The sequence below is a fragment of the Dactylosporangium sp. CA-152071 genome, assembly GCF_050936335.1.
GTDB lineage: Bacteria > Actinomycetota > Actinomycetes > Mycobacteriales > Micromonosporaceae > Dactylosporangium > Dactylosporangium maewongense.
In genome coordinates, this window is record NZ_JBNJMZ010000002.1 from 4231493 (window position 1) to 4254125 (window position 22633).

At 69.3% G+C, this 22633-nt stretch carries 18 protein-coding genes and 3 pseudogenes; 12 read left to right on the plus strand and 9 right to left on the minus strand.

The features are described from left to right. The first annotated feature begins 106 nt into the window (after nucleotides 1-106). The 6 genes and pseudogenes from ACQEVZ_RS58805 (at nucleotide 107) to ACQEVZ_RS58830 (ending at nucleotide 3620) form a co-directional block, all read left to right on the plus strand. Nucleotides 107-1204 (plus strand): PQQ-binding-like beta-propeller repeat protein, encoded by a 1098-nt coding sequence (locus ACQEVZ_RS58805; protein ID WP_433385555.1) that lies wholly within the window; start codon nucleotides 107-109, stop codon nucleotides 1202-1204. 378 nt (nucleotides 1205-1582) lie between these two features. Further along, a complete protein-coding gene (locus ACQEVZ_RS58810; protein ID WP_433376103.1) occupies nucleotides 1583-1894 on the plus strand; it encodes a transposase in 312 nt (103 codons plus the stop codon). Between the two features lie 211 nt (nucleotides 1895-2105). Beyond that, nucleotides 2106-2420 (plus strand): IS110 family transposase, encoded by a 315-nt coding sequence (locus ACQEVZ_RS58815; RefSeq protein ID WP_433385558.1) that lies wholly within the window; start codon nucleotides 2106-2108, stop codon nucleotides 2418-2420. A gap of 7 nt (nucleotides 2421-2427) precedes the next feature. Beyond that, on the plus strand, nucleotides 2428-2697 hold the full coding sequence (locus ACQEVZ_RS58820) for a hypothetical protein (RefSeq protein ID WP_433385561.1): 270 nt from the start codon (nucleotides 2428-2430) through the stop codon (nucleotides 2695-2697). A 37-nt stretch (nucleotides 2698-2734) separates the two neighbouring features. Continuing rightward, nucleotides 2735-3328 (plus strand): annotated as a pseudogene (locus tag ACQEVZ_RS58825) (IS3 family transposase); the annotation flags it as partial. 64 nt (nucleotides 3329-3392) lie between these two features. After that, entirely contained in the window at nucleotides 3393-3620 is a 228-nt protein-coding gene (locus ACQEVZ_RS58830) for an integrase core domain-containing protein (protein ID WP_433376112.1), read from the plus strand. Nucleotides 3621-3927: 307 nt separating this feature from the next. Here ACQEVZ_RS58830 and ACQEVZ_RS58835 read toward each other — a convergent pair. Then, nucleotides 3928-5046, minus strand: a pseudogene (locus tag ACQEVZ_RS58835) (IS1634 family transposase); the annotation flags it as partial. 98 nt (nucleotides 5047-5144) lie between these two features. On the opposite strand from ACQEVZ_RS58835, the gene ACQEVZ_RS58840 reads away from it, so the two are divergent. From ACQEVZ_RS58840 to ACQEVZ_RS58850, 3 genes are all read left to right on the plus strand, one after another. Then, complete coding sequence (locus tag ACQEVZ_RS58840) at nucleotides 5145-6224, plus strand: tyrosine-type recombinase/integrase (RefSeq protein ID WP_433376035.1); 1080 nt, start codon at nucleotides 5145-5147, stop codon at nucleotides 6222-6224. Nucleotides 6225-6333: 109 nt separating this feature from the next. Beyond that, nucleotides 6334-8136, plus strand: a complete 1803-nt coding sequence (locus ACQEVZ_RS58845) for a tyrosine-type recombinase/integrase (RefSeq protein WP_433376032.1) — start codon at nucleotides 6334-6336, stop codon at nucleotides 8134-8136. Beyond that, nucleotides 8133-8447, plus strand: a complete 315-nt coding sequence (locus tag ACQEVZ_RS58850; protein ID WP_433376029.1) for a hypothetical protein — start codon at nucleotides 8133-8135, stop codon at nucleotides 8445-8447. The genes ACQEVZ_RS58845 and ACQEVZ_RS58850 overlap by 4 nt, the downstream gene beginning before the upstream one ends. A 49-nt stretch (nucleotides 8448-8496) precedes the next feature. Here ACQEVZ_RS58850 and ACQEVZ_RS58855 read toward each other — a convergent pair. The 3 genes and pseudogenes from ACQEVZ_RS58855 to ACQEVZ_RS58865 all read right to left on the minus strand — a co-directional run. Continuing rightward, nucleotides 8497-9093 (minus strand): annotated as a pseudogene (locus ACQEVZ_RS58855) (IS1634 family transposase); the annotation flags it as partial. Nucleotides 9094-9279: 186 nt separating this feature from the next. Next, on the minus strand, nucleotides 9280-9945 hold the full coding sequence (locus tag ACQEVZ_RS58860) for an HAD family hydrolase (protein ID WP_433385564.1): 666 nt from the start codon (nucleotides 9943-9945) through the stop codon (nucleotides 9280-9282). Then, on the minus strand, nucleotides 9942-11222 hold the full coding sequence (locus ACQEVZ_RS58865; RefSeq protein ID WP_433385567.1) for a helix-turn-helix domain-containing protein: 1281 nt from the start codon (nucleotides 11220-11222) through the stop codon (nucleotides 9942-9944). Before ACQEVZ_RS58865 ends, ACQEVZ_RS58860 begins: the two co-directional genes overlap by 4 nt. A gap of 635 nt (nucleotides 11223-11857) precedes the next feature. Between ACQEVZ_RS58865 and ACQEVZ_RS58870 the strand changes: the two genes are divergently transcribed. Further along, the gene (locus ACQEVZ_RS58870) at nucleotides 11858-13297 is read left to right on the plus strand and encodes an IS701 family transposase (RefSeq protein ID WP_433383984.1); all 1440 of its coding nucleotides are present in this window, start codon (nucleotides 11858-11860) and stop codon (nucleotides 13295-13297) included. A 1092-nt stretch (nucleotides 13298-14389) separates the two neighbouring features. Beyond that, entirely contained in the window at nucleotides 14390-15529 is a 1140-nt protein-coding gene (locus tag ACQEVZ_RS58875; protein WP_433385570.1) for a molybdopterin molybdotransferase MoeA, read from the plus strand. A gap of 13 nt (nucleotides 15530-15542) precedes the next feature. Here the strand turns inward: ACQEVZ_RS58875 and ACQEVZ_RS58880 are convergent, their stop codons facing one another. From ACQEVZ_RS58880 to ACQEVZ_RS58900, 5 genes are all read right to left on the minus strand, one after another. Beyond that, nucleotides 15543-15920 carry a TOBE domain-containing protein gene (locus ACQEVZ_RS58880; protein WP_433385573.1) on the minus strand — a complete coding sequence of 126 codons (378 nt, stop codon included), beginning with the start codon at nucleotides 15918-15920 and terminating at the stop codon, nucleotides 15543-15545. Nucleotides 15921-16421: 501 nt separating this feature from the next. Further along, nucleotides 16422-17669, minus strand: a complete 1248-nt coding sequence (locus tag ACQEVZ_RS58885; RefSeq protein ID WP_433385576.1) for an NAD(P)/FAD-dependent oxidoreductase — start codon at nucleotides 17667-17669, stop codon at nucleotides 16422-16424. Between the two features lie 15 nt (nucleotides 17670-17684). Then, on the minus strand, nucleotides 17685-19064 hold the full coding sequence (locus ACQEVZ_RS58890; RefSeq protein ID WP_433385579.1) for a condensation domain-containing protein: 1380 nt from the start codon (nucleotides 19062-19064) through the stop codon (nucleotides 17685-17687). Between the two features lie 10 nt (nucleotides 19065-19074). Then, nucleotides 19075-19278 (minus strand): MbtH family protein, encoded by a 204-nt coding sequence (locus tag ACQEVZ_RS58895; RefSeq protein WP_433385582.1) that lies wholly within the window; start codon nucleotides 19276-19278, stop codon nucleotides 19075-19077. Between the two features lie 16 nt (nucleotides 19279-19294). Next, nucleotides 19295-21067, minus strand: coding sequence for an amino acid adenylation domain-containing protein (locus ACQEVZ_RS58900; RefSeq protein WP_433385585.1), 1773 nt, complete (start codon nucleotides 21065-21067; stop codon nucleotides 19295-19297). A gap of 225 nt (nucleotides 21068-21292) precedes the next feature. Between ACQEVZ_RS58900 and ACQEVZ_RS58905 the strand changes: the two genes are divergently transcribed. Then, nucleotides 21293-22633 (plus strand): AMP-binding protein, encoded by a 1341-nt coding sequence (locus tag ACQEVZ_RS58905; protein WP_433385588.1) that lies wholly within the window; start codon nucleotides 21293-21295, stop codon nucleotides 22631-22633.

Genomic DNA, 22633 nt, shown 5'->3' on the forward strand with positions numbered 1-22633 from the left:
AATCTTCACCGTGTGACCCGGCCGTCACCCGACGCGACGTCAACCAAGCACCGGATGCAACAGCATCGATCTTTTCGATGCGCTCGCCCAGCTCTAGGATGCATCGATGCAGACCGACATCATCGCGGTGCCGAAGTTCGGAATGGACAGGACGGTCGTCGACCGGCCTCTGGCCGCGAGGCTCGGCGTGGCGTGGCAGGCGCGCCTGACCGGGTTCAACAGACCGGACATCCGCCTTGACACGGTGGGCGGCGGCGCGCTAATCACTGCGGCGGAACACGGCGTGCTGAGCGTCGGTGCGGACGCACCGAGACTGGAACCCGGCACCGACCTGTGGCCTGTAAAGGTCCGTGTATGCGGCGGATCGATCCCCGGCGGCCTGCTGGCCGCCGACACCGCTGGCACGGTGTTCCGCCTGATCCCCGGCACTGAGCCTGCGCCGGTCTGGCACAGCCGGCGATCGCAGTACGACGTCAGCGTGGTGGCACTGCCCGGCGGCCAGCTTGTGTCGTCGGAGAACGACGGCGGGGCCTGGGGTCAGACCGAGCTGATTGACGACAGCACCGGCGCGATCGTGTGGACAAGCGGGCGCACCCTCAGCGTGCCGATGCCTGTGGACGATCAGCTTGTCAGCGAGGGCTCGTACAAGGGGCTAACCGGGCTGAAGGGCGAGCTGGTGTCGCTGGACATGAAAACGGGCGAGGAACGTTGGAGCCGCCCACACGCGCTGCCGCGCGGCTCACGCCTGCTCGCGGTGGTGAACGGCGTGCTGTGGGTGCAGGTCAGTTGGAGAAGCAACCGCCTCCTCGGTTTCGCAACCGAGGACGGGCGCTCAGTTGGCGATGTGGCATTGCCGCGCGAGTCCCGCGACACGTTTGCCCTGGACGCGAGCGGGACGCTGCACATCGGCGACGAGCACGGTTGGTCCACGGTGGACCTCACGCAGGGCCTAATGACCGCGGACGTCCGTTTCGCCGTGCCCGGCTGCGGTACGGTCTACGCGAATCGAACCCTACGCAGCGCCGACGGGCGATTGCTATTCGCCGACGACCGCGGCCAGATCTTCGTCGTGCACCCGGACCTCCCGCAGCGCCCCGAGCTCGTGACGACGCTGCCCTCTATCAGGACCTTCGGCATCGCCGCCGGCCAGCTGGTCGTGCTGTCATTCGACGGCACCCTGACCGCCCTCGGCACGCCCGCCTAATTTGGCGCGGACCTTCGCTCACGAGGCACGCGCCCCACCGCCAGCGGAACAACCCTGACGTTGCGGCGAATCACCTTTCCGGCACGGCAGCCGGTCAGCGCCTCATGCCCGATCCGGCTCCTGAGCCGCCTGAACGAGCACCGAAGGGTATTTCGCGTCCGAACTCATCGAACCACTCCAGGCCCGGGTCGTTGACCGTTACCCATGTGCACCACCGCCGCCAGGGGTAACACGACCGACGGGATACGACCGCCACCACCGCTCAGCAACCTTGACGTGCAATGCGGCGAGCACGGCATCTTGGGCGCGTGGCCTGAAGTTCCACCTGCGGACCGGACACCCTGAAACCAGACAGTTGGTCTGGGGAAGGATGTCCTGGTGCCCCGTCCATCGAAGTACCCCGAGGAGTTCCGCCGGGATGCGGTCGAGTTGGTCCGCTCGTCGCCTGGCCGGACGATTCGTGAGATCGGCCGAGAGCTCGGCGTGAACCACGAGACCCTGCGCAACTGGGTGAACGTCGCCAAGCGGGCTGAGCAGGCCGGCGCGGGCGGCGGGGGCAGCTCCGAGCGCGGCGGGCAGGTCAGCGCGGATGAGCGGGAGGAGCTGCGCCGGTTGCGGAAGAAGGTCGCTGAGCTGGAGCTGGAGAAGGAGATTCTCCGTAAGGCGGCTCAGTATTTTGCCAAGGAGTAGTCCGGGCGCTGCGCGCCTCCCCGCGGGGAGAAAATGGTGGGCCGCCCGGCGACGTCGTTCCATCGTGGTGCTGCGCGCCCGAGAAGGAGTATGACGCTGGGTGCCCGCGTGACAGGCTCCCCGCAGTGTTGCTTCGAGCACGTGAGTCAGATTCTTCGGCCTGTCGGGTGCCCCTGGGCGGTTCGGATGATTCGCGAGTCGGAGGGTGCTGGTGGAGGTCATCGTTGTGCGATGCGCAGGCATCGATGTCGGTAAGCGTGATGTCAAGGCATGTATCCGGGTGCCGGACGCGCACGGCCGTTGGCGGGTCGAGGTGCGCACCTTCACAACGATGACCGGTGATCTGTTGCGGCTGCGGGACTGGCTGGCCGCTGAAGGAATCACCACCGTCGGGATGGAGGCCACCGGAGCGTATTGGAAGCCGCCGTACTACGCGTTGGAAGACGCGTTCGACGTCCAGTTGCTCAACGCAACTGTCCGGCAAGACCCGCAACGGCAACGCCGCGCTGCGAGCCGCGCTCGGTGAGGCCGCGTTGGCGGTCACCCGCACCAAGGACACCTACCTCGCGGCCCGATACAAACGGGTGGCCTCCCGCCGCGGTAAGAAACGCGCGATCGTCGCGGTTCAGCACTCGATGCTGATCGCGATCTGGCACATGCTCACACACGACGTCGCCTACCACGACCTGGGCGCCAACTACTTCACCGAACGCGCCGGCACCGCCAGACAGACCCGACGACTCGTCACCCAACTCAACAACCTCGGCTACACCGTCCGCCTCGACCCCATCGCGGCAGCCTGAGCCGGTGGTCGCGGATATTTTCGAGTCAGATGGGTCGATGATCCACCGCTACCGGTTCATCTCCGGGCACCACGCCACCTATGGCGTCACGCGGCTGTGCCGCGTTCTGGCGGTCGGTCGCAGGCAGGGCTACTACGAGTGGGTCGCTGCCCAGCCCGCCCGTCAGGAGCGTGCTGAGGCCGAGGACGACCTCGCTGCCGAGATCCGCACCATCCACGGCGAGCACAAGGGCTCCTACGGCTCGCCGCGTGTGACGGACGAGCTGCGCCGGCGCGGCCGCCGGGTCAACCGTAAGCGCGTCGAGCGGATCATGCGGGAACGCCGCATCGTCGGCATCACCCGCCGCCGACGGCGGTCGCTGACCAAGCAGGACACGACCGCCGCGCCCGCGCCGGACCTGATCGGCCGCGACTTCACCTCGCCCGCTCCAGGGCACCGCCTCGTCGGCGACATCACCTACCTGCCCACCCAGGAAGGCTGGCTCTACCTGGCCACCACCATCGACCTGTTCAACCGCGAGGTCGTCGGCTACGCGATGGCCGAGCGCATGCGCGCCGACCTCGTGTGCGACGCGGTCGAGCTGGCCCACCGGCGCGGTCTGGTCAAGCCACGGGCCATCTTCCACTCCGACCGCGGCTCAGTACACCTCGACCGAGTTCCGCACCACGCTCAAGTCGCTCCACATGAGAGGGTCGATGGGCCGCGTCGGATCGTGCTACGACAACGCCGTCGCCGAATCGTTCTTCGCGACCCTGAAAGCCGAGATCGGCACCCGGGTCTGGGCCACCCGGGCCGACGCGCGCCGAGCCGTGTTCGCGTACCTTGCCTATTACAACCGCAACCGTCTACATTCGACACTCAGCCACCGAACCCCGTACGAGGCCCGCGTCTGTTACGGTCAGACCACCGCCCTCGCGGCATGAAACCCCGGTGTCCGATCCTGGGGTGGAACTTCAGCCAGGCACCGACGGACGGGCCCCGCGTGGGCCCATCCCCGCGCACGCGGGGCGTGGGCCCGCCCAGGCTCTAACCCGATCGTGCCGTCGCGTTCCCCGCGGACGCGGGGGTAGTCCCGCGACGGCGTAGATCGTCGCGGCGGCCGGCTTTGTGTTCCCACACGCAGCTCGCGTTCCGCAGTTGGTGGGCAGACGATCATGGTGAATTGTGGGTTTGGGCTGCGGAAATGGGCGTGGTGGGGCCGGGTGGTCGTGTGCCTACGCGTTGACCTGGTCAGGCGGGGTGGATCGCGGTGATTCGCGGTGGTTTGGGCACGCCGACGGCGGTGAACAATGCCTGCTGTGATGCATTGAGCGATGTCGTTTGAACGATGTGGCCGTCGGGGCTCTGCAGCAGGACCTGGTGCACCCGTGACAGCTGGGTGTTGATGTGGTTCCAGGTCTGTCCGGTGCGCCGTTCGGCGACCCGCACGAGCAGCAGCGCCAGCCAGCAGAGCAGGACATGGGCCTGGATGCGCTGGTCGAGGCGGTGGTAGACGGGTCGCAGCTCGATGACCTGCTTCATGTCGCGGAAGCTGCGTTCCGCCTCGAGGAGGTTCTTGTAGCCCAGCGCCACGTCCTCGGCGGACAGGTGGGGGTCGTTGGTGGACAGCAGGTACTTGCCGTCGAGTTTGGCTTCCTCGGCGACCTTGGCCCGGTTGACGACGAGTCGGCCGTTGGCCTGTTGACGCAGGTAGCGGCCCAGGGTCGGATGATCGCGCAGGGCGCACTCGGCCCGCTGGTGCGCATCGTCGGCGGCGATCCGGCCTGCCTTGGCGGCCTTCGCCTGCGCTTTCGCGCGGGCGGAGGCGATGCGGGCCAGTTCAGCGTCGATGCGGGTCAGGTGACGCTCGCGGGTGGCCTGGTCGCGTTCGGCCTCGACCGGGTTGTGGCAGATGATCCACCGCTTGCCCGGTGTCGCGTCCACGGTGACCTCCTTGACCCGCAGATTGTCCCGCACGACCTGGTAGCGGCCCTGCCGGGCGAGGGCCGCGGCGGCGTCGGCGCTGCCGTCACGCATCCGTTCCCCGGCGATCCACCCGCCACCGGCCCGGGCCAGGTAGGCCAGGTTGGCATCCGAGGAGAACCCCCGGTCGACCACGGTGACCACCCGGCCCAGCCGCCACCCACGCAGATCGTCCTTGACCTGCGGGATCACCGTCGCGTCGGTGGTGTTGCCCGGCCATACCCAGCAGCGCACCGGGATGCCCTCACGGGTGACGGCCAGGCCGATGACGACCTGCGGCAGATCGGGCCGGTGGTCCTTGCTCTTACCGAACCGGCGCAGCGTGGACACAGCGCCGCCATCGGCGCCGTCCTCGTCGTCGAGTTCGAAGTACGTGCTGGTGGTATCCCTCTTAACCGGCTAATCGGTGATTGGAACGGAAGGCGACACGCCCACGATAGTTGTGGTTCTTGCGTCGGAGATGGTCTGGCTGCGAGACATGTCCCATGAGTGACGAGGGCGGCCTGCGGGTCGAGGAACACGCCGGCGGCTGGACGCTGGTCGGTCCGGCCGCGTCCGGGTTCGGGCTGGTCAACGAGTATCTGGGCTATCTGGTCGATCGGCGGTACTCGCCGCGCACGGTGCGTGCGTACGCGTTCGACCTGTTGGCGTGGTGCCGGTGGCTGATGGCTGAGGATGTGGAGCTGGCCGAGGTGGACACGCCGGTGCTGCTGCGGTATCTGGCGTTCTGCCGGACCGCGACGTATCGGGGTCGGCCGGGCGGCAACGTGTACTCAATCGGCGACGGGCGCAACGTCGGCTACGCGGCGGCGACGGTCAACCGGCGGCTGGCGGCGGTCTCGGGCCTGTTCGAGTTCACAGCGATGCGTGACCCGGCAGCGGTCAACCCGGTGCCGCGCGGGCCGCAACGGCGGGCCACCGCACGCGGTGAACGCGGCGGGATGTTGGGGCATCTGGCCCGGGCCCGGCCGGCATCGAGGTTGCGGGTGCGCCAGCCGCGGCGGTTGCCGCGTGGCCTGGACCGTGGCGAGGTGGCCGCGCTGCTGGACAGTTTCCGCACCTGGCGGGACCGGTCGATCGCGGGGCTGATGCTGTTCTCGGGCCTGCGTTCGGCGGAGGTCCTTGGCCTGGCCGTCGCCGATGTGGACATCCCCCGCGGCTGGGTGCGGGTGATCGGCAAGGGCGACAAGGAACGCCGGGTGCCCGTCGACGCCGAGGTGGCCGGCTGGGTGCAGACCTACCTGCTGGCAGAACGGCCCGACACCGAGGTGACCGCGCTGTTCGTGGTGGCGAAGGGCTCGCACCGGGGCCGGTCGCTGTCCGCGGAGGGGCTGCGGGCGGTGTTCCGCTACCACCGCGACCGCGCTGGCGTGCCGGCCGGCCATCCGCACGCGTTACGCCATACGTTCGGCACTGCCCTTGCCGAGGCCGGCGTCGACCTGGCGGTGGTGCAGGCGTTGATGGGCCACGACCACATCGACTCCTCCGCTCGGTATGTTCACCTCGCACCCGCGCACGTGCGTGCCGCGTTCGACGATGCCCGCGCTCGCCAACGCCACGGCTGACCGCCCGCCCCGGCCGGCCGCGGCTGTCCATAGTGGACGTTTACTGGCCGGCTTTGGGGCGTGGCTTGCCGGGCGGGGCCGCGGTAACCGCTGCTACCACGACGCGGCGGTGAGGTTCCTGTCCCGGTGGCCGCATCCGCAGGCATTCGCCGACCAGCCGTTGGCGCAGATGCTGGCAGCCGATGCGCACACCCGCCCGTTCATCACCTTCCTGCTGCTGCACGACCTGCTGCGCCCCGGATACGACTACCTGGTGGCACGGAAGTTCGCCGGGCTGGTTGACCTGGCCCGCGGCACACGCCTGGAGGCAGACCTGACCGGTTTCGCCGAGGCGGCTACCGCCCTCGGGTTCTCCGCCCACGTGCGCGCCCGCGCCGCCGAACGGGTGCTGGCCCGGCTGCTGATCCAGACCGGCCGGCCCATGCACGAACTGACCGTGGCCGACCTGACCGAGCTCGGTACGGCGTTCACCGCCCACACCGCTGCCCGGGGCGGCGGCGGGGACAACGACCGCGGTTTCCTGCACGCCGCTTGGGCGACACTGTTCCATCTCGGCATCATCGAGGTGACCCCACCCAACCGGCGCCGCCGCGACCACACCGGCCACGCCCACCACTTCGGTGGTGTGCCCGCCTGGCTGGCCGCCCGGCTGGGTGACTACACCACCGCCCTGATCGGCACCCACGCACCGTCCACATGCGACGGTATCGCGATCCGGCTGGCCCACTTCGGCCGGCACCTGGCCGCCATCGACCCTGGCCTGGACTCACTCGCCCAGCTGGAGCGACAACCGCACATCGAGACCTACCTGGCCGCCGTCGCCGCCGGCAGGCTTCGCGGCGGACAGCCCATCTCGGTCGGAGAGCAACGCAACCGGGTCATCACCCTGGGCCGGTTCCTGACCGACATCACCGACTGGGGCTGGCCCGACGCCCCACCCCGCCGACTGGTCTTTCCCCGCGACGTGCCCAAGACCCCCCGGCCGCTGCCGCGCTACGTGCCCGTCGACGCCGACCGGCGCCTCAGCGAGGCGCTGCAGCACTCACCCAACCGGCTACTCGCCGACGCGCTGCTGCTGGCCCGCGCCACCGGGCTCCGCGTCGGCGAACTGGTCGACCTCGAACTGGACTGCGTCCACGAGATCCCTGGACAGGGAGCATGGTTGAAGGTCCCGCTGGGCAAACTCGACACCGAACGCATGGTGCCACTCGACGACGACGCCCTGACCGTCGTCGACCGCATCGCCGCCAGCCGCAGCCCAGGCCGGCCACTGCCGCACCCGAAGACCGGCAGACCTACCGAGTTCCTGCTCACCCACCACGGCAAACGCGTCTCGGTCCACGCGCTGCGCGCCGAGCTCGCCCGCGCCGCCCAGGCCGCCGGCCTGGACCGGATCACCCCGCATCAGCTGCGACACACCTGGGCCACCGCGCTGATCAACGCCGGCTGCTCCCTGCAGGCGCTCATGCAGTTGCTCGGCCACACCAGCGCGGCGATGAGCCTGCGCTACGCCAAACTCTTCGACGCCACCGTCCGCGCCGAATACGAGCACGCCCTCGCCCAAGCCAAAGCCCACCACGGTCCCGCCCTGCCCGGCCGCCCCACCCTGCCGATCATCGACGTCACCGGCGGCAGCGACTGGAAGGACACCCCACTGATCAAGGCCCGACTCGCCGGCGGCTACTGCCTGCGCACCGCCGCACAAGGCTCCTGCGCCTACGCCAACATCTGCGAACACTGTCCGAACTTCCGCACCGACGCGGCGTTCCGCACCATACTGGCCACCCAGCGCGCCGACGTCGAAATCCTCGCCGCCGATGCCGAGGCCCGCGGCTGGGGCGAAGAAGCCGCCCGCCACCGGCGGTTGCTCGACCGCCTCGACGCCCACCTGGCCAACACGGAGCCCGCATGAACGCCCAGACCGACGACCTGTCCGCCCAGGTCCGCGCCGCCTGCACCGACCTCGCCCGGCACGGCCGGGTCACCTTCCCCGCCGTCGCCGAGCAGACCGGGATCAGCCGGGCCACCCTCTACCGACGCCGCGACTTGCGCGAGATCGTCGAGACCCACCGCCGCCCCGACCATCAGACCCTCTCCGTCACCAGCCTGGCCACCCAACTCGACCAGCTCCGGCAGACCCTCGAAGCCGTCGCCGCCAAGGTCCGCCGACACGAAGAAGACCTCCGCGCCATCAAACGCGAAGGCCAACGCACAAGCAGATAGCTCGCGCCTACGCCGCCAAAGCCAAAGCCGACCGTCGATTAGCCGGATAATCGAAGAACAGCACGTCGACTTCCAGGTTGAGCAGGTCGGCCACGGCGAAGAACACCGTCTCCTGCACGGTCGCGTGCGCGCCGGCGTCAGCGTCGATGAGCAGGTCCATCGCCCGATACGCCTGATCGGCGTCCATCATGGACAGTCCGGGGACGGCGACGTCATACGATGCCCACTCCGCCGCGGCCAGCTTCGACGCCGGCGCCACCGCGCGGTTGGCCACCAGCGCGAACAGCACGCGTTCGACCTGCGTGCGGAACCGGCGCCCGTCGAGGACCTCACCCAGGGCCTTGTCGATGCCGAGGGCCTTCCACAGCCCGTCGAGCAGCCACACCGACCCGCAGGAACGCGACTCGACCACGGTCAGCGGGCCACCGCCGGCTGTCCCGGCGAAGTCCACCGGCTCCTCGCCCAGATAACGGTTGATCGAACCCACCAGGCGGCGCAGACCGGCCACGTCGAGCAGGTCCTCGCGACCGAAGTTGACCAGCACCTCGGCCTGCGTCACCCCGTCGACGCGATGGTTGTGCGCCAGCTGCAGGTACCGAACCGTGGACCCGTCGCTGTTGCGGCGCTGCGTCGTCCGCAGATACATGCCCACACGATGACCCTGAACCCGTTCATTCACAAGGCACAACAAGGGAACAGTTGTCGATCTCGTGTGCCCACGCCTTTCCGTGCCGCGCACACGGCATCAACCCGCTGACCAGCACCTACACCCCGTCAGGCGACTTCACATGCCCACGGACTGCGGAACGCGGGTGAATGCCACCCGACGTGGTCAGTCGCGGGTCAGTTGCTTGGCCAGACCTTCGAGGCCGTCAACGCGGATGTGAGCCTGCTGCACGTCCGGTTGCGTAGCGTAGTAGTACCCCCATGGGCCGCGCTTCACGAAGACGGTCACGAGGCCGGCCGCGCAGGCGGGCAGGATGTCGTTGTCGAGGCGGTCGCCGACGTACGCAATCTGCTCAGGTGGGCAAGGCGCCGACTCGATGAGGGCGTCAAAGAAGGCCTGGGTCGGCTTCTCCGCCTTCCAGTCGTCGGAGGTGGCGATCAGGTCGACGCCGAGGTTGAGTTCGTGCAGCAGGCGGCCAGCGCGGGCGGTCTGGTTGCCGGCAACGCCGATGAAGAGCCCGGCTGCTCTGAGTTCGGCGATGCACGTGCGTACGTCCGGGTAGAGGTCACGTCCGTTGAAATGTTCGGCGAGGCCGGCGTCGGCACGGCGCTGCCGCTCGGTGGCGAGGTCGAAGCCTGGTCGGAAGTGCTGGAACACCTCGCGGTAGTCGCGTCCCTGGGCGATGACCTGGCCGAAGACCGCGGAGAACGTGTGCCGGGGAACGCCGAGCCAGTCCGCCCAGGTGCCGTACTCGGTCGACTCGTTGATCAGTGTTTCACCGACATCGAAGTACACCGCGCGGATAGGGCCGAAGGCGCTGGGGTTGTTCATGAGGTCAGGGCGGCCAATCGTTCGTCGAAGTCACGGACTGCGGGCTGATCTTCCCACGGACGCAGCCGAGCACCGATCGCGTGGAGGCGTTCCGCTCCGGTGGCGTAGCCGAACCGCTGCAGGCTGGCGATGCCCTCGGTCGCGACTGCGCACGCCTGATCCACGTCTGGGTCCTCGCTGGTCAGATAGCTCGTGGCGATGTCGGCTAGGAACACCGCCCGCTGCTTCACCGCCTCCAGTTCCAGTCCGTTCAGAGCCGCCGTCAGCACAGCACGGGCGTCGCCGCCGCGGCCGAGCTGGAGCAGTGTGTAGCCGTGGAAGCCGGCGAGCCGGTCGGCGGAGTAGTAGTCGAGCCAGACCGGTACGGGTGCCTGGTTCGGCTGCGCGATCAAGTCCGTCGCGCGTTCGAGGGCCTGCAGGGCGAGGGTCGGCGCGACCGCCGTCACCAGCTCCGACTCGATCGCCGTTACCCAGGACTGCAGCGTCGTCACACCGCTGGCCGCGGCATGCCGGGCCGCGCCGCTGAGGTAGTCCATGGACGCCGCGACGTTGCCCTCTCGTGCGGGTACAAATGCCAGGTGACCGAGCGCGGCCGCGGCCAATGCGTCGTTCTCGGCTTGGAGGGCGGCCTCGTGCGCGAGGCCGAAGTATCCGCGGGCCTGGTTGTCGCTGTGCAGGTCGAAGAAGGCGAGGCGCCCCGCCAGGGTGCTGACTTCGCTGCGATTGCTCAACGTCCGTTGCCTCAGCGGTCCGCTTGGCAGTTGCCGTAGGACGTCGGCCGTCGCGTCGAGGTGCGAGCGGACCAGCGCAAGCAGGTCCCTCGGCGACGTGCACTCGTGGTAAAGCCGGCGCAGTGCGTCTGCACCGTCTTCAAGTCGGCCCACCTGCGGCTCGGGCACGCGGTGCGAGCTGCCCGGACTTGAAACGGCCAATGCGGCCATTGCTTGCAACACAGCACGCCGACGCATGTCGTCGACTCCCTCCACGTTGTCCGGTGGTGGCGCCTGTCGGGTCCGCTCGCCGTCGCCAACGAGCTCGGGCAGGAATCTCGCGAGCGCTCCGCCCGCGCCCAGCACCATGTCGCACGATTCGACGAATCGTTGACTGGGCCGGCGCTGCGCTTTCTCGACCTTGGCGACGAGGTCGGCGGAGACGAACAGCTTGGCGGCGAGCTGCGCCTGAGACAGCCCTTGCTGTTCACGACACTGCCGGAGCCGGGCGCCGAACGTGTGCCGTGGTGACACCTCCGGCGTCAACTGCCGCGGCGCTTGCCCCATGCGGAACCCCAGGTGACTCGCTCTTCGAGATCACGACGTACCAAAATCCGCCCTCGACAGTAGCAACGACCCCGAGTGACAGCGGCGCATGTCGGTCGATACATGCAGACAGTCGATGTGTCTGCATGTGGCGCTGCCACCTGCAAAGGTTGCCCCCGGATCGAGCTGGCGCTCGGCGTCAACGACACACATGCGTTGAACGTCGTGGCGGAGGCGATCTGACACGGCACACCCGGTGGTTCTGCTGTCGTTGTGAACGCGCCCTTCGCTGCTCGCCGACCGTTCCTTCAGGTGGTCGAGGTTTACGCTCCCGGGAGTGTCCGAGCGCAGCTCAGGGCCTTGGCGGTGGCAGCCGCACGATCCCAACCGGCGCGCGATGCTCCGTCGGTGGGCTGCCAAGCGCCGATTCGCCCACCAAACAACCCAACAGCGACCCAACTGGCCTTGCAACTCCTCCCGCTCCGCAGCCGTCAGCTCCAGCGTCGCCAGCTTCGGGCCACGACCATCACCCATGCCAAGCAATCTATCAACGAATCAACGACTCAGCACACTAGCGGTAGTTTGTTGCCTGCGGCTTCTGGGCAGTAATAGCCGTGAAGTGTTCGGACTTTTGTAGGTTTGCTGAGGTGTGAGCGATGACTGTGCGTCGTCGGTGTCCACCGGCGCCGGGTTCGTTGGAGGGCTACGCTGCCCGCTTCGATGATCTGTTCGGCAGGCTGGCCCAGCGTCGGGGGTTTCGTGAGTACCTGACCGGGCTGCTCGCGCCGCGTGACCGGAACAAGACGTTGACCTGTCTGGCCGGGGCTGAGCCGGTCATCGGGGCTCAGCATCCGGCGGTACAACGGCTGCAGTTCTTCCTGTCGGAGTCCACCTGGGACCATGAGCAGGTCAACGCCCGGCGGGTGGAGTTGCTGCTGGCTGATCCCGCCACCGCGCCGCATGCCGGTGGGGTGCTGGTCGTCGACGATTCCGGTGACCGCAAGGACGGTACCGCCACCGCGCATGTGGGCAACCAGTGGCTGGGCCGCTATGGCAAGACCGACCGCGGGATCGTCACCGTGACCACCCTGTGGGCCGACGAGCGGCTGTACTACCCGCTGCATGCGGTGCCCTACACCCCCGCGCACCACTTCCCGAAAGGCAAGCACGACCCAGACTTCCGCACCAAGCTGCAGATCGCTGCCGACCTGGCCGTGCAAGCCCGTCAGTCGGGCGTGGTCTTCCGCGCGGTGGCCGCCGACTGTGCCTACGGCGACCAGGACGGCTTCCGGGCCGACCTCCGCGCGGCGGGACTGCCATTCGTCATGGCCCTCAAACCGCACCGGGGGACATGGGCCTACGCAGACCAGGCGTACACCCCCGTCGACGCTGCCCGCGACCTGGCCTGGAACAGTCCCGAAGAGCCGGGCGACTGGACGCCGGCGCCCCGGACGTTCCGCGACGGGCATACCCAGACGTGGTGGGCCGCCGAGGCGCGGCTGGGCTGGTGGGGGCCGGACGGGACGACCCGGCTGGTCGTGGCCACCGCCGACCCGGCCACCCTGCCGGAGAAGGCCACCTGGTATCTGGCCACCGATCTGCCTCGACTCGGCGGCCCCCGGGCTGTCGACAGCCCTCATCCACCCGCGGACCTGGCGGAGATCGTGTGGATCTATGGGATCCGGCACTGGATCGAGCAGGGCTACAAGCAGGTCAAGGACGAACTCGGGTGGGCCGATTTCCAAGCCCGTTCCGACACCGCCATCCGTCGCCATCAGACCCTGGTCAACTGCGCGTTTTGCTTCTGCTGGGATGCCTGGTTAGCAGATCGAGCACCGTCACAGCCAGCAGCACCACCCCCTGATCCCGGTGCTCGAGAGAGGGGGACCCGCACCCGGCAGGCCGTCGGCAGCCCTGTGCTGGCCCCGAACCATCCGGGAGGTCCGCGGCTGGCTCGTTCCCTGGATCATGTTGCGGCGCTGTTGGCGGGCGTGGTCGAACAGGCCCCCACCCGCCGAGCTCCAGGCACTCCTCGACGCCGTCGCAAGTGGACAACCCCTGTACCTGTACCACCTGAGCTAACAAACTACCGCTAGCCGTCGGGCACGGCCAGGACGGCGCCCCGTGCTGGATGCAGCTACGTGCGGGCGCGCACGACGCGGCGGTGTCCGGGCTCGCCGACGTCCTCGCGACGGCATCACCGTCGGTCTCCAGCATGGTGTCTCGGCAGCCGCGTTGTCCGACGCGCTGCGCCGCGTCGATCTCGGACGTCGGATGACGACCATGCCGACGTCCTGATCGACACGTTCACGTCCGTGACCCGTTGCTGGTCTCGAGGAAGCCGGGCGGTGACTGTCGGCTTTGCAGTTGCGCCGTCCGCGTCCATCAGGTGGCAGCGATCCCTTCAAGCACTCGGCAGCCGGTGCCGACCGCTTCGCGTCGACGCGTGACGTTTGGAACGAGCGGTCTGCGCCGCCGCCACATCACGTTCTCCCGGGAAGGCTTTCGACCTGCCGGCCGGCGACCTGGAAACGTCGAACGGCGGGCATGTCACCCGCTGGAAGCCCGGCTCGTCCCAGCCCAGCATCGCCCCCGTGGGCAGGGCCGGCCACCCTCGGTGCGGACAGAGATCGTCGGCGACGAACACGGTGTCACCAGCGCGGTAGACGTCCGACTGGGCGTCGAGCAGCGCCGCCGCGACACCGGTGCGGCGCCGACGTCCGCGCAGCGGGCGACCGGATACCAGGCGCGGGCAAGGACCGCCCAGTCGGCACGATCGAAGGTGCAGTTGCGAGGCAGGGACGGCACAGTATCGATGGTGGTCATCGCAACGGCCTCCAGTGACGTGCGCAGGGCAGGGTGGACCGCAGGTTCAGCGCTGCGGGCTACCAGCCGTGCGACCCGGCCAGGGTCCACGCGCTCTGGTGAATGCGGCGGCGCACGTCGGTCACCTGCACTCCCCTCCTCGACACGTCGACCGCGACCATGCTCCGCGCACACCGTGTACCGGCGTTTCGGCGGTGTTGGATCCTGAGCGCACGACGGGTGGGGGCGTTCGAGAGGACTTGGTTGCGATGGCGAACCTGGAACGGCACAGCGTGGACACTGCGGTCCGGTGCGGTGGACGAATGCCCGCCACAGGAACACAGGTGATCACGCCGGCGGCGGCTCCGCGAGGGCACGCGAACATGGCCTGGGCACAGGCGTACACCACGGCGTGGCAGGTCGCGCGGCCGTTCCCCCCGGTGGCGCTGCCGGTCGGTAACGCGGTGGGGCACGTGCTGGCGGCGCCGGTCGAGGCGCGCACAGCGGCGCCTGCGTTCGACGCGGCGGCGATGGACGGCTACGCCGTCGCCGGGGCCGGGCCGTGGCGGATCACCGGCCGGGTCTTCGCCGGCCATCCGGGGACAGTGCCGCCGCTCGGTCACGGGGAGGCGGTCGAGATCGCCACTGGCGCCCAGGTCCCGGCCGGCACCGAGGCGGTGCTGCCGTACGAGGACTGTCACCGGGACGGCGACGCCGTGTCCGGGACGTGGACCGCGCGAACCCATGTCCGCCGGGCCGGTGAGGACACTGCCCCCGGCGACCTCCTCGTCCCCGCCGGGCGGATCGTCACCGCGACGGCGGTTGCGGCGGCCGCGCAGGTCGGCGTCGAGCGGGTCGTGGCGCATCCCCGGCCGGAAGTGGACGTGCTCGTCACCGGCGACGAGGTGGTCCTGCACGGCAGTCCGGGGCCGGGGCAGGTCCGGGACGTGTTCGCGCCCGTCGTCACGGCCATCGTCGAACGGGCGGGTGGGCGGCTGTGCACGTACCGCCGGATCGACGACGACCCGGCGGCGTTGCGGGCGGCGATCGACGCGGCGCAGGCGCCGGTGCTGGTCGTCACCGGCTCGTCGTCCGCCGGCGTCGCCGACCACCTCCGCGACCTGCTCGACGAACGGTCGGCGACCTGGCACGTCGACGGGGTCGCGTGCCGGCCGGGGCATCCGCAGGCCCTGGCCCGCACGGCCGGCGGGCGGTGGGTCGTCGGTCTGCCCGGCAACCCGTACGCCGGACTGGTCGCCGCGCTCACCCTCCTCGAGCCGCTCATCGCCGCCCTCGCCGGGCACCGCCCCCGCCCGCTGCCGTCGGCCCCGGTGTCCGGCACCGCGAAGCTGTTCCCCGGCGGCTGCCGGATCGTCCCGGTCGACACGGCCGGCGACGGCGCCCGCATCCTGCCCGGGGCCCGGTCGGGAAGCCTGCGCGCCGCCGCGTCGGCAGACGCGCTCGCCGTACTGGACGCCGCCTGGGCTACGGGCGCTCCCGCGCCGCTGCTGCACCTGCCGTAGAACGGCGCGCCAGCTACGGCAGCGCCACGCTCACCTCGGTCGACTTGGACAGCGCGACCGCGGCGGCGCCCTCGGCGCGGTCGAGCTCCTCCGCGGCGTCCTTGGTAGCCGTCACCGTCGCCCCGCCCTCGATGCTCAGCTTGACGGTCGTCATCACCGCGCCGTGCTCCACCGCGGTGACTGTGCCCGCCAGCTGGTTGCGGATGCTGATCCGCGACACCGCGGCCGCGGCGACCGCCGCCTCGGTCGACTTCACCAGCACCAGCACGGCCGTGCCCTCGTCCAGGGTCAGGTCCCGCGCGGATTCGGCGGTGATCGCGGCGGCGACCTCCTGTCCGCCGTCCAGGCGCACCTTCACCGTGCTCATCGCCTCGCCAGACGCGACGTCCACGGCGGTCCCGGGTCGCAGGTCGCGCTACAGCATGCTGACGCCGGGACGTCGTCGCACCAGAGGTCCACGTCGCTCGGCGGGAGGTCCGGGTGCTCGACCTGCCGGTGGTCGTCGTGCAGCCGGTACCCGACGACCGCATCGTCTCCGCCGCGGTGGACGGCGTGCACGAGGCACCACGCACGCTGGGCCGATGCCAGATGGCGGCCCCTGCTGGCGCGCTCAGGACCCGGCGGCTCGTCACGGCCCGGCACCCTGGGCTTGTCGTGCGGCGGCAGCCCGCGGGCGGCGGAGGGCCGATGTCTATTGGATCGGGGGCCAGCCCGAGCCAGGCTGCGGCCTGATGGGCGGCTTACCGGTGTCGCCCACTTCGCGGGGCCACCGTATCCGCGCTACGGCGTTCGACTCGGGTGGCCGACGAACACGCCGCGGACCGGCGCCTCGATAGGCGCCGGCCCATGGCGCGAGCGGTCCGCCGCAGCCGCTGCAACAGCGCAGCGGAGTTCAGCCGGCCGACGGTGATTCCTTCTGCACCGGCGGCCGGTAGAAGATGTCGTTGACGCCGGTCAGCCCGGACAGCATGGTGGCGAAGTCCATCTCGCGCGGGCGCAACTTCTGCGGGTCGATGGTCTCCTGGGCCTTGTCCCAGTACTCCTCTTTGTTCTTGGTGCGGTCGTAGAAGAACCGGACGAACTCGATGACCGAGGCGAGGAACGACCGGTAGCTGTTCTCGTACCAGTCCAGCATCTTGGTCTCGGCGGACGGGTCGTCCAGCACGACGTCGATCGCCTCGGCCAGGGCGTTGGCGCCGCGCAGGGCCAGGGTGACACCGGTGGACAGCAGCGGGTCGACGAACGCGGCAGCATCGCCGACCAGGGCCCACCCCGGACCGTGGAATCGTTCGCAGGTGTACGACCAGTCGCGGATGGTGCGGAAGCCGCTGACCCGCCGGGCCCCCGCGGTGAGGGTCTTGATCTCCTCGGTCCGTGCCATCTCCTCGGCGTAGATGTCCTCCAGCCGTTTGCCGGAGGCCTTGTACTCCTCGATCGGCGTGACGTAGCCGACGCTGACCGTGCCGTCGGACAGCGGAATGAACCAGAACCATCCCGACGGCCGGTTCTCGGCGACGATGTCGCCGGCCTTGGTACCGCCGTACAGGTTGCAGCCCTGGTAGTAGGTCCAGACCGCGATGTTGCGCAGGTCCTCGTGCCAGCGGACCAGGTCGAACTGCTTGCCGAGCAGGTGGTTCTGCCCGGAGGCGTCCACCAGCATGGTGCAACGAACCGTCTTCACGTCCTTGTTGCCGCGTTCGGTGTACGCCACGCCGACGACGCGTTCACCGTCGAACACCGGCTCCTTGACTGTCGCCTCCTCGACCACGAGCACTCCGAGTTCCCGCGCCCGAGCGAGCAGCAGCGCGTCGAAGTCGGCCCGTCGCACCTGGTACGCGTACTCGTAGAGCGAGGACTCCGCGAACCGGAAGCCCCACGTCCCCTGGTTCTTGCCCCACAGCAGCGTGCCGCCGTACTTGCGGGTGAACCCCATCGCGTCGAGGCGTTCACGCAGGCCCAGGATCTCCAGGGTCGGCAGTACGCCGGTGATCAATGATTCTCCGATGTGGTAGCGCGGGAACTTCTCCCGTTCCAGCAGCAGCACCCGCCAGCCCTTGAGCGCGAGCATCGCCGCGGTGGCTGATCCGCCCGGGCCGCCGCCGATCACCACGACGTCGAACTGGTCCTCAGACTCGGTCATGATCTTCCATTCGGTTCAGAGCGCGGACATCGGACGCTGCGGATCGGCCACGCCGTTGGTCAGGATCCGCCGGTAGTCGTCGACCATCCGCACGATGGTGGCCTCGTCGAACTGCTTGCTGTTGAAGCGGATGGTGCCGCCGATCTTCCCGTTGGACATCATGTCCATGCCCCACAGCACACCGTTGGGGATGTCCGACGTCTCGGCGCAGGACAGGTACCGCTCGCGGACTTCGGCGTACTGCATGTCGCCGACCAGCTCCGGTTCGGTCATCGCCGGATTCTGCAACAGCTGGAAAGCGACCACCGCACCGTCGTCGCGGGTGTACGTGTTGGTCAGGTCGGGTGCCTGCGCCGCGATATCCCCGAAGGGCAGCTCGTTGGCGTACGCCTCGAGGCACGTCGTCCTGGTCCGCCGTACCAGCTCCATGAAGCTGCGGCAGTCGGAGAGGTCGGTGCGCAGCGGTACCAGGTTGAAGAACGGCCCGATCGTGTCGTTGAACGACGGGTCGATGCGTCCCGAGGTGATCGTCGACGACACCAGGTCCACGATGCCGGTCATCTTGTGCATCAAGACGTTGAACGCGGAGAGCAGGACCATGAACGGCGAGCTGCGCATCGTCCGGGCGAGGTTGAGCGTGCCGGCGGTGAGTTCCTCGTCGACGACGAAGCGGTACACGGAGTACACCGCTGTGGTCTGCGGAGTCAGACGACGATCGGCCCGGATGTCGGTGATCTCGACACCCTTGAGCTTGTCGCGCCAGTACGAACGCTTCACGTCCGCGGCGGCACCGGCCAGATCCTCCTGCTGCCAACGGGCGTACTCGCCGTACTGGCGGGCCGGCGGCAGGTCAGGTGCACCGAACCCGCGCCGGGCGGCATAGAAGGCTGCGATGTCCCGCAGGAGCACGTGCAGTGACCAGCCGTCGCTCGCGATGTGGTGGGTGATCAGCGTGAGCACCGCGTCCTTGTCGTCGAATCGCCCGACCACGGCTCGCAGGTGCGGCAGCTCGTTCACGCTCATCGTGCCGGCCTCGACGCCGTTGATGAATTCGTCCACCACCACGTCACGCGAGCGCGGATCGTCGGCGGGCAGCGTGACGACCTCCAGCCGCGGTGAACCGGGGGCACGGACCTGCTGGTAGGGTTCGCCGTCGTCCCGCACGATCACCGTGCGCAGGATCTCGTGCCGGACCACCACGTCGTCGAGGGCGCCCTGCAGGGCGACGAGGTCCAGCGGGCCGGTGAGCCGCCAGCCCAGGATGACCAGATGCCGCGGGCCGAAGGCACCGTCGGTCTCCCCCTTGTCGAACAGGCACAGCATGGCCAGGTTCGTCGACAGTGGAATGCGTGCGTCCGGCTCCTCGCCAGCGACGGCAGGCAGATGCAACGTCATCGTGGTCCCCCTAGGTCGGGTCCGGCGCAGTCGCCGGACGCAGGTGCGTCCAGGTGTCTTTCGCGTAGTTCATGCACGCCGCACGCTCGCGAGGTCCGAACGCGACGGACCAGCCGGCCGGAACCGGGATGGATGCCGGCCACAGCGACAGTCGCTGCGCGGCATTGGCCAGGATGACGAAGTTGCCGTCCTCGTCGTCGAATGGGTTGGTCATCTGGTCTCCTCGGAACTCAGGGGTGGTTGGGTGCCGACGTCGACGCGCTCGAGGCCCGGACGGCGCCGGCCAACCCCGCGACGGTGGGCGTGTCGAACAGGCGGCTGATATTGAGGTCCACACCCAGCTCCGCGCGGATACGGTTGAGCAAGCGCAGGCCGAGCAGCGAGTGACCGCCGAGGTCGAAGAAGTTGTCCTCGACGCCGACCTTGCTGGCACCGAGCATCTCGATGAACAGGGCGCAAATCGCCTGCTCCTCCTCGTTGCGCGGCGCGATGTAGGAGGCGGTGGCGCTGAAGTCCGGCTGCGGCAGCGCCTCCCGGTCGATCTTGCCGTTCGCGGTGAGCGGCAGCCGACCGATGACCACGAACGCCGCGGGGACCATGTACTCGGGAAGGGCCTGGCGCACGTGCTCGCGCAGCGCCGCAAGGTCCGGTTCCCCCGCAGCCGCCGGTACGATGTAGGCCACGAGCCGCTTCTCGCCATTGCCAGCGTCGCGCGCCACGACCGCGACGTCCGCCATGCCGGGGTATGCCGCGACGACCGACTCGATCTCGGCCAGCTCGACCCGGAAACCGAAGATCTTGACGAGATCGTTTGCCCGGCCCACGTATTCCAGTGCGCCGCCGTCGGACCGGCGCACGAGATCGCCGGTGCGGCACATGCATGAGCCCGGCGCGCCTGCCGGGTCGGCAACGAACTTCTCGGCTGTCAGGTCGGTACGCCCCAGGTAGCCGTGCGCGAGGCCGGTGCCGCCCAGGTAGAGCTCACCGACGACGCCGGCCGGGACCGGGTCGAGTCGCTCGTCCAGCACGCGGAGCTCGACACCTTCGAACGGCCGCCCCAGGTCCAGGCCGGCCGTCGTGGACCGCGGCGCCTCGATCGCGGCCTGCGTGCTGAAGATCGTGGCCTCGGTGGTGCCGTACAGGGCCCGCACCACGATGCCGGGGCACGCGCTAAGTACCCGCGCCACCGCGCTCGGCGCGATGACGTCGCCGCCAGTGAGCACCTCCCGCACGCCGGCGAGGCACTGCGGCGCCTCCTCGGCGACCACCCGGAACAGACCGGCAGTCAGGTGCAGGGCCGTGATCCGGTGCTCCCCGATGAGCCGCTGCAGTGCCGCGATCTGCAGGTCGCCGGCCGGCGGCACGACAACGCAGCCACCGTGCAGCAGCGGCATGAGCAGCTCGTAGAGCGACACGTCGAACGCGAACGGCGCCAGCAACGGCACCCGCTGGTGACGCTCCGGCTGCCAGCTCGAGTCCAGCATCAGGCCGACGGTCTCACGATGACCGACGACGACCCCTTTCGGATGTCCGGTGGATCCCGACGTGTACATGACGTACGCCGGCGAGTCCCCGTCGGCCCGGCTGTCGGGCGCCGAGTCCACCGCGGCCGACGCCGCGAGTGCCTCCGCCACGACAAGGGTCTGCACCGGACCGGGCGTGCCGCGGTGCGCCGTGGCCGCGTCCACCAGCAGCAGCGGCGCGCCGGACTGTTCAAGGATCCACGCCTGGCGGTCACGTGGATAGGCGGCGTGCACCGGCAGATACACACCACCCGCCTTCAGGATCGCAAGGAACGCCAGGACGGCGTCCGGCGAGCGCTCCATGAGCACCGCCACCGGAACCCCCGCGTCGACGCCCCTGGCACGCAGCCCGTGCGCCAGCCGGTTCGCCTGATCGTTCAACTCACGGTATGTCCAGGTCAGCTGAGCAGAGGTGACCGCTGCGGCGTCCGGCACGCTGGCAGCTCGCGCTTCGAAGACCTCGTGAATCGTTTGGGACACAATGACCCTCCGGCCGCCTCAGAATTGGTGATGGCCGTCATGAATCTAGGGAATTGCAAGAGGCGGCTGCACCTTTGGCATTGCCGTGCTGACGGGTGCCGTGGACGGCTCTGCCGGCATATCGCAAAGGCGAAGGTGCCGTGCCGGTCGGGCGCGTCCACGATTGCCTCTGCCAGCCGCAGCCGATGCGGTCGGCAGGCCCGAACGCCGCAGGAGTTGCCGCAGATGAACAGTGACGATGTCGTCGGCTGGCCCGTAGAGCGTGCCAGGCACTACCGCCGCAGCGGATGCTGGCGGGGGAAACCACTCGGTGCCTACCTGTGGGCCAACGCCGAACGGTGGGGTTCGCGGCCCGCGCTGATCGCCGGCGATCAGACCTTGTCGTATCAGGCGCTCGCGGGCCGCTGCGACGACCTCGCGATGCGCCTGTCCGCGCTGGGCTTGCGCCGCAACGACACCGTGCTCGTGCAACTGCCCAACGGGCTGGACCTCATGATCGTCGTTATGGCCTGCTTCCGCCTCGGCGTGGTCCCGGTCCCGATGCGGATGGAGCGCAGCGAGCTCGCGATGGCGGCCGTCGGCGCCCATGTCGACGCGGCCGCGGTGATCGTTGCCGGGATCTGGCGGGGTATCGACCGCCAGAGCATCGCCCGGCGGATGGTCCGTGCCCTACCGCGGCAGGCCTCCGTTCTGGTGCTCGGGGACCGGCCGGCGCCCGACACCGTCGACCTTCGCGCCCTACTGGCGGCCGGCGACGGCGCTATCACCCGGCACCGCTGGTTGGACGAGCACGCACCCTCGGGTCCGGATCTGGCGCTGTTCCTGCTCACCGATGCGGACCGCGACGAGCTTCGGGTCGTGGGGCATACGCACGAGGCGTACGAATGCTGCGTGCGGTGCAGCGCCGCCGCTGCCGGCTTCGACAGCACGACCGTCTACCTCGCCGTCCTACCGGCCAGCCATCACATGGTGCTCGGACCCGGCATCCTGGCGGCGCTGCACGCCGGCGGCCGGGTGGTGCTCCTGGCCTCAAACCGCGCCGACGCGGCATTCGAGGCGATCACCCGTCACGGCGTCACGGCGGCGACCGTCACTCCGGACCTGGCGCAGCAGTGGGTGGCCCATCGTCCGTACACGCGATCTGACCTGTCGACGCTGCGGGCGCTGCACGTCGGCGGCAGCATCCTCGCCCCCACCGTCGCCGCCACCATCGCCACCACCCTCAACTGCCAACTCCAACAGGTCTACGGCATGGCCGAAGGACTCATCTGCTACACCCCACCCAACGCCCCCGACCACATCGCCCACCACACCCAAGGCAAACCCATCAGCCCCCACGACGAACTCAAAATCATCGACCCCCACGGCAACCCCCAACCCCCCGGCCACACCGGCGAACTCCTCACCCGCGGCCCCTACACCCCACCCGGCTACCACGGCGCCCCACAACAAAACGCCACCAGCTACACACCAGACGGCTGGTACCGCACCGGCGACCTCGTCCACCTCACCACCGACGGCAACATCGTCGTCACCGGCAGGGTCGGCGTGCACGCCGGTCGCTGA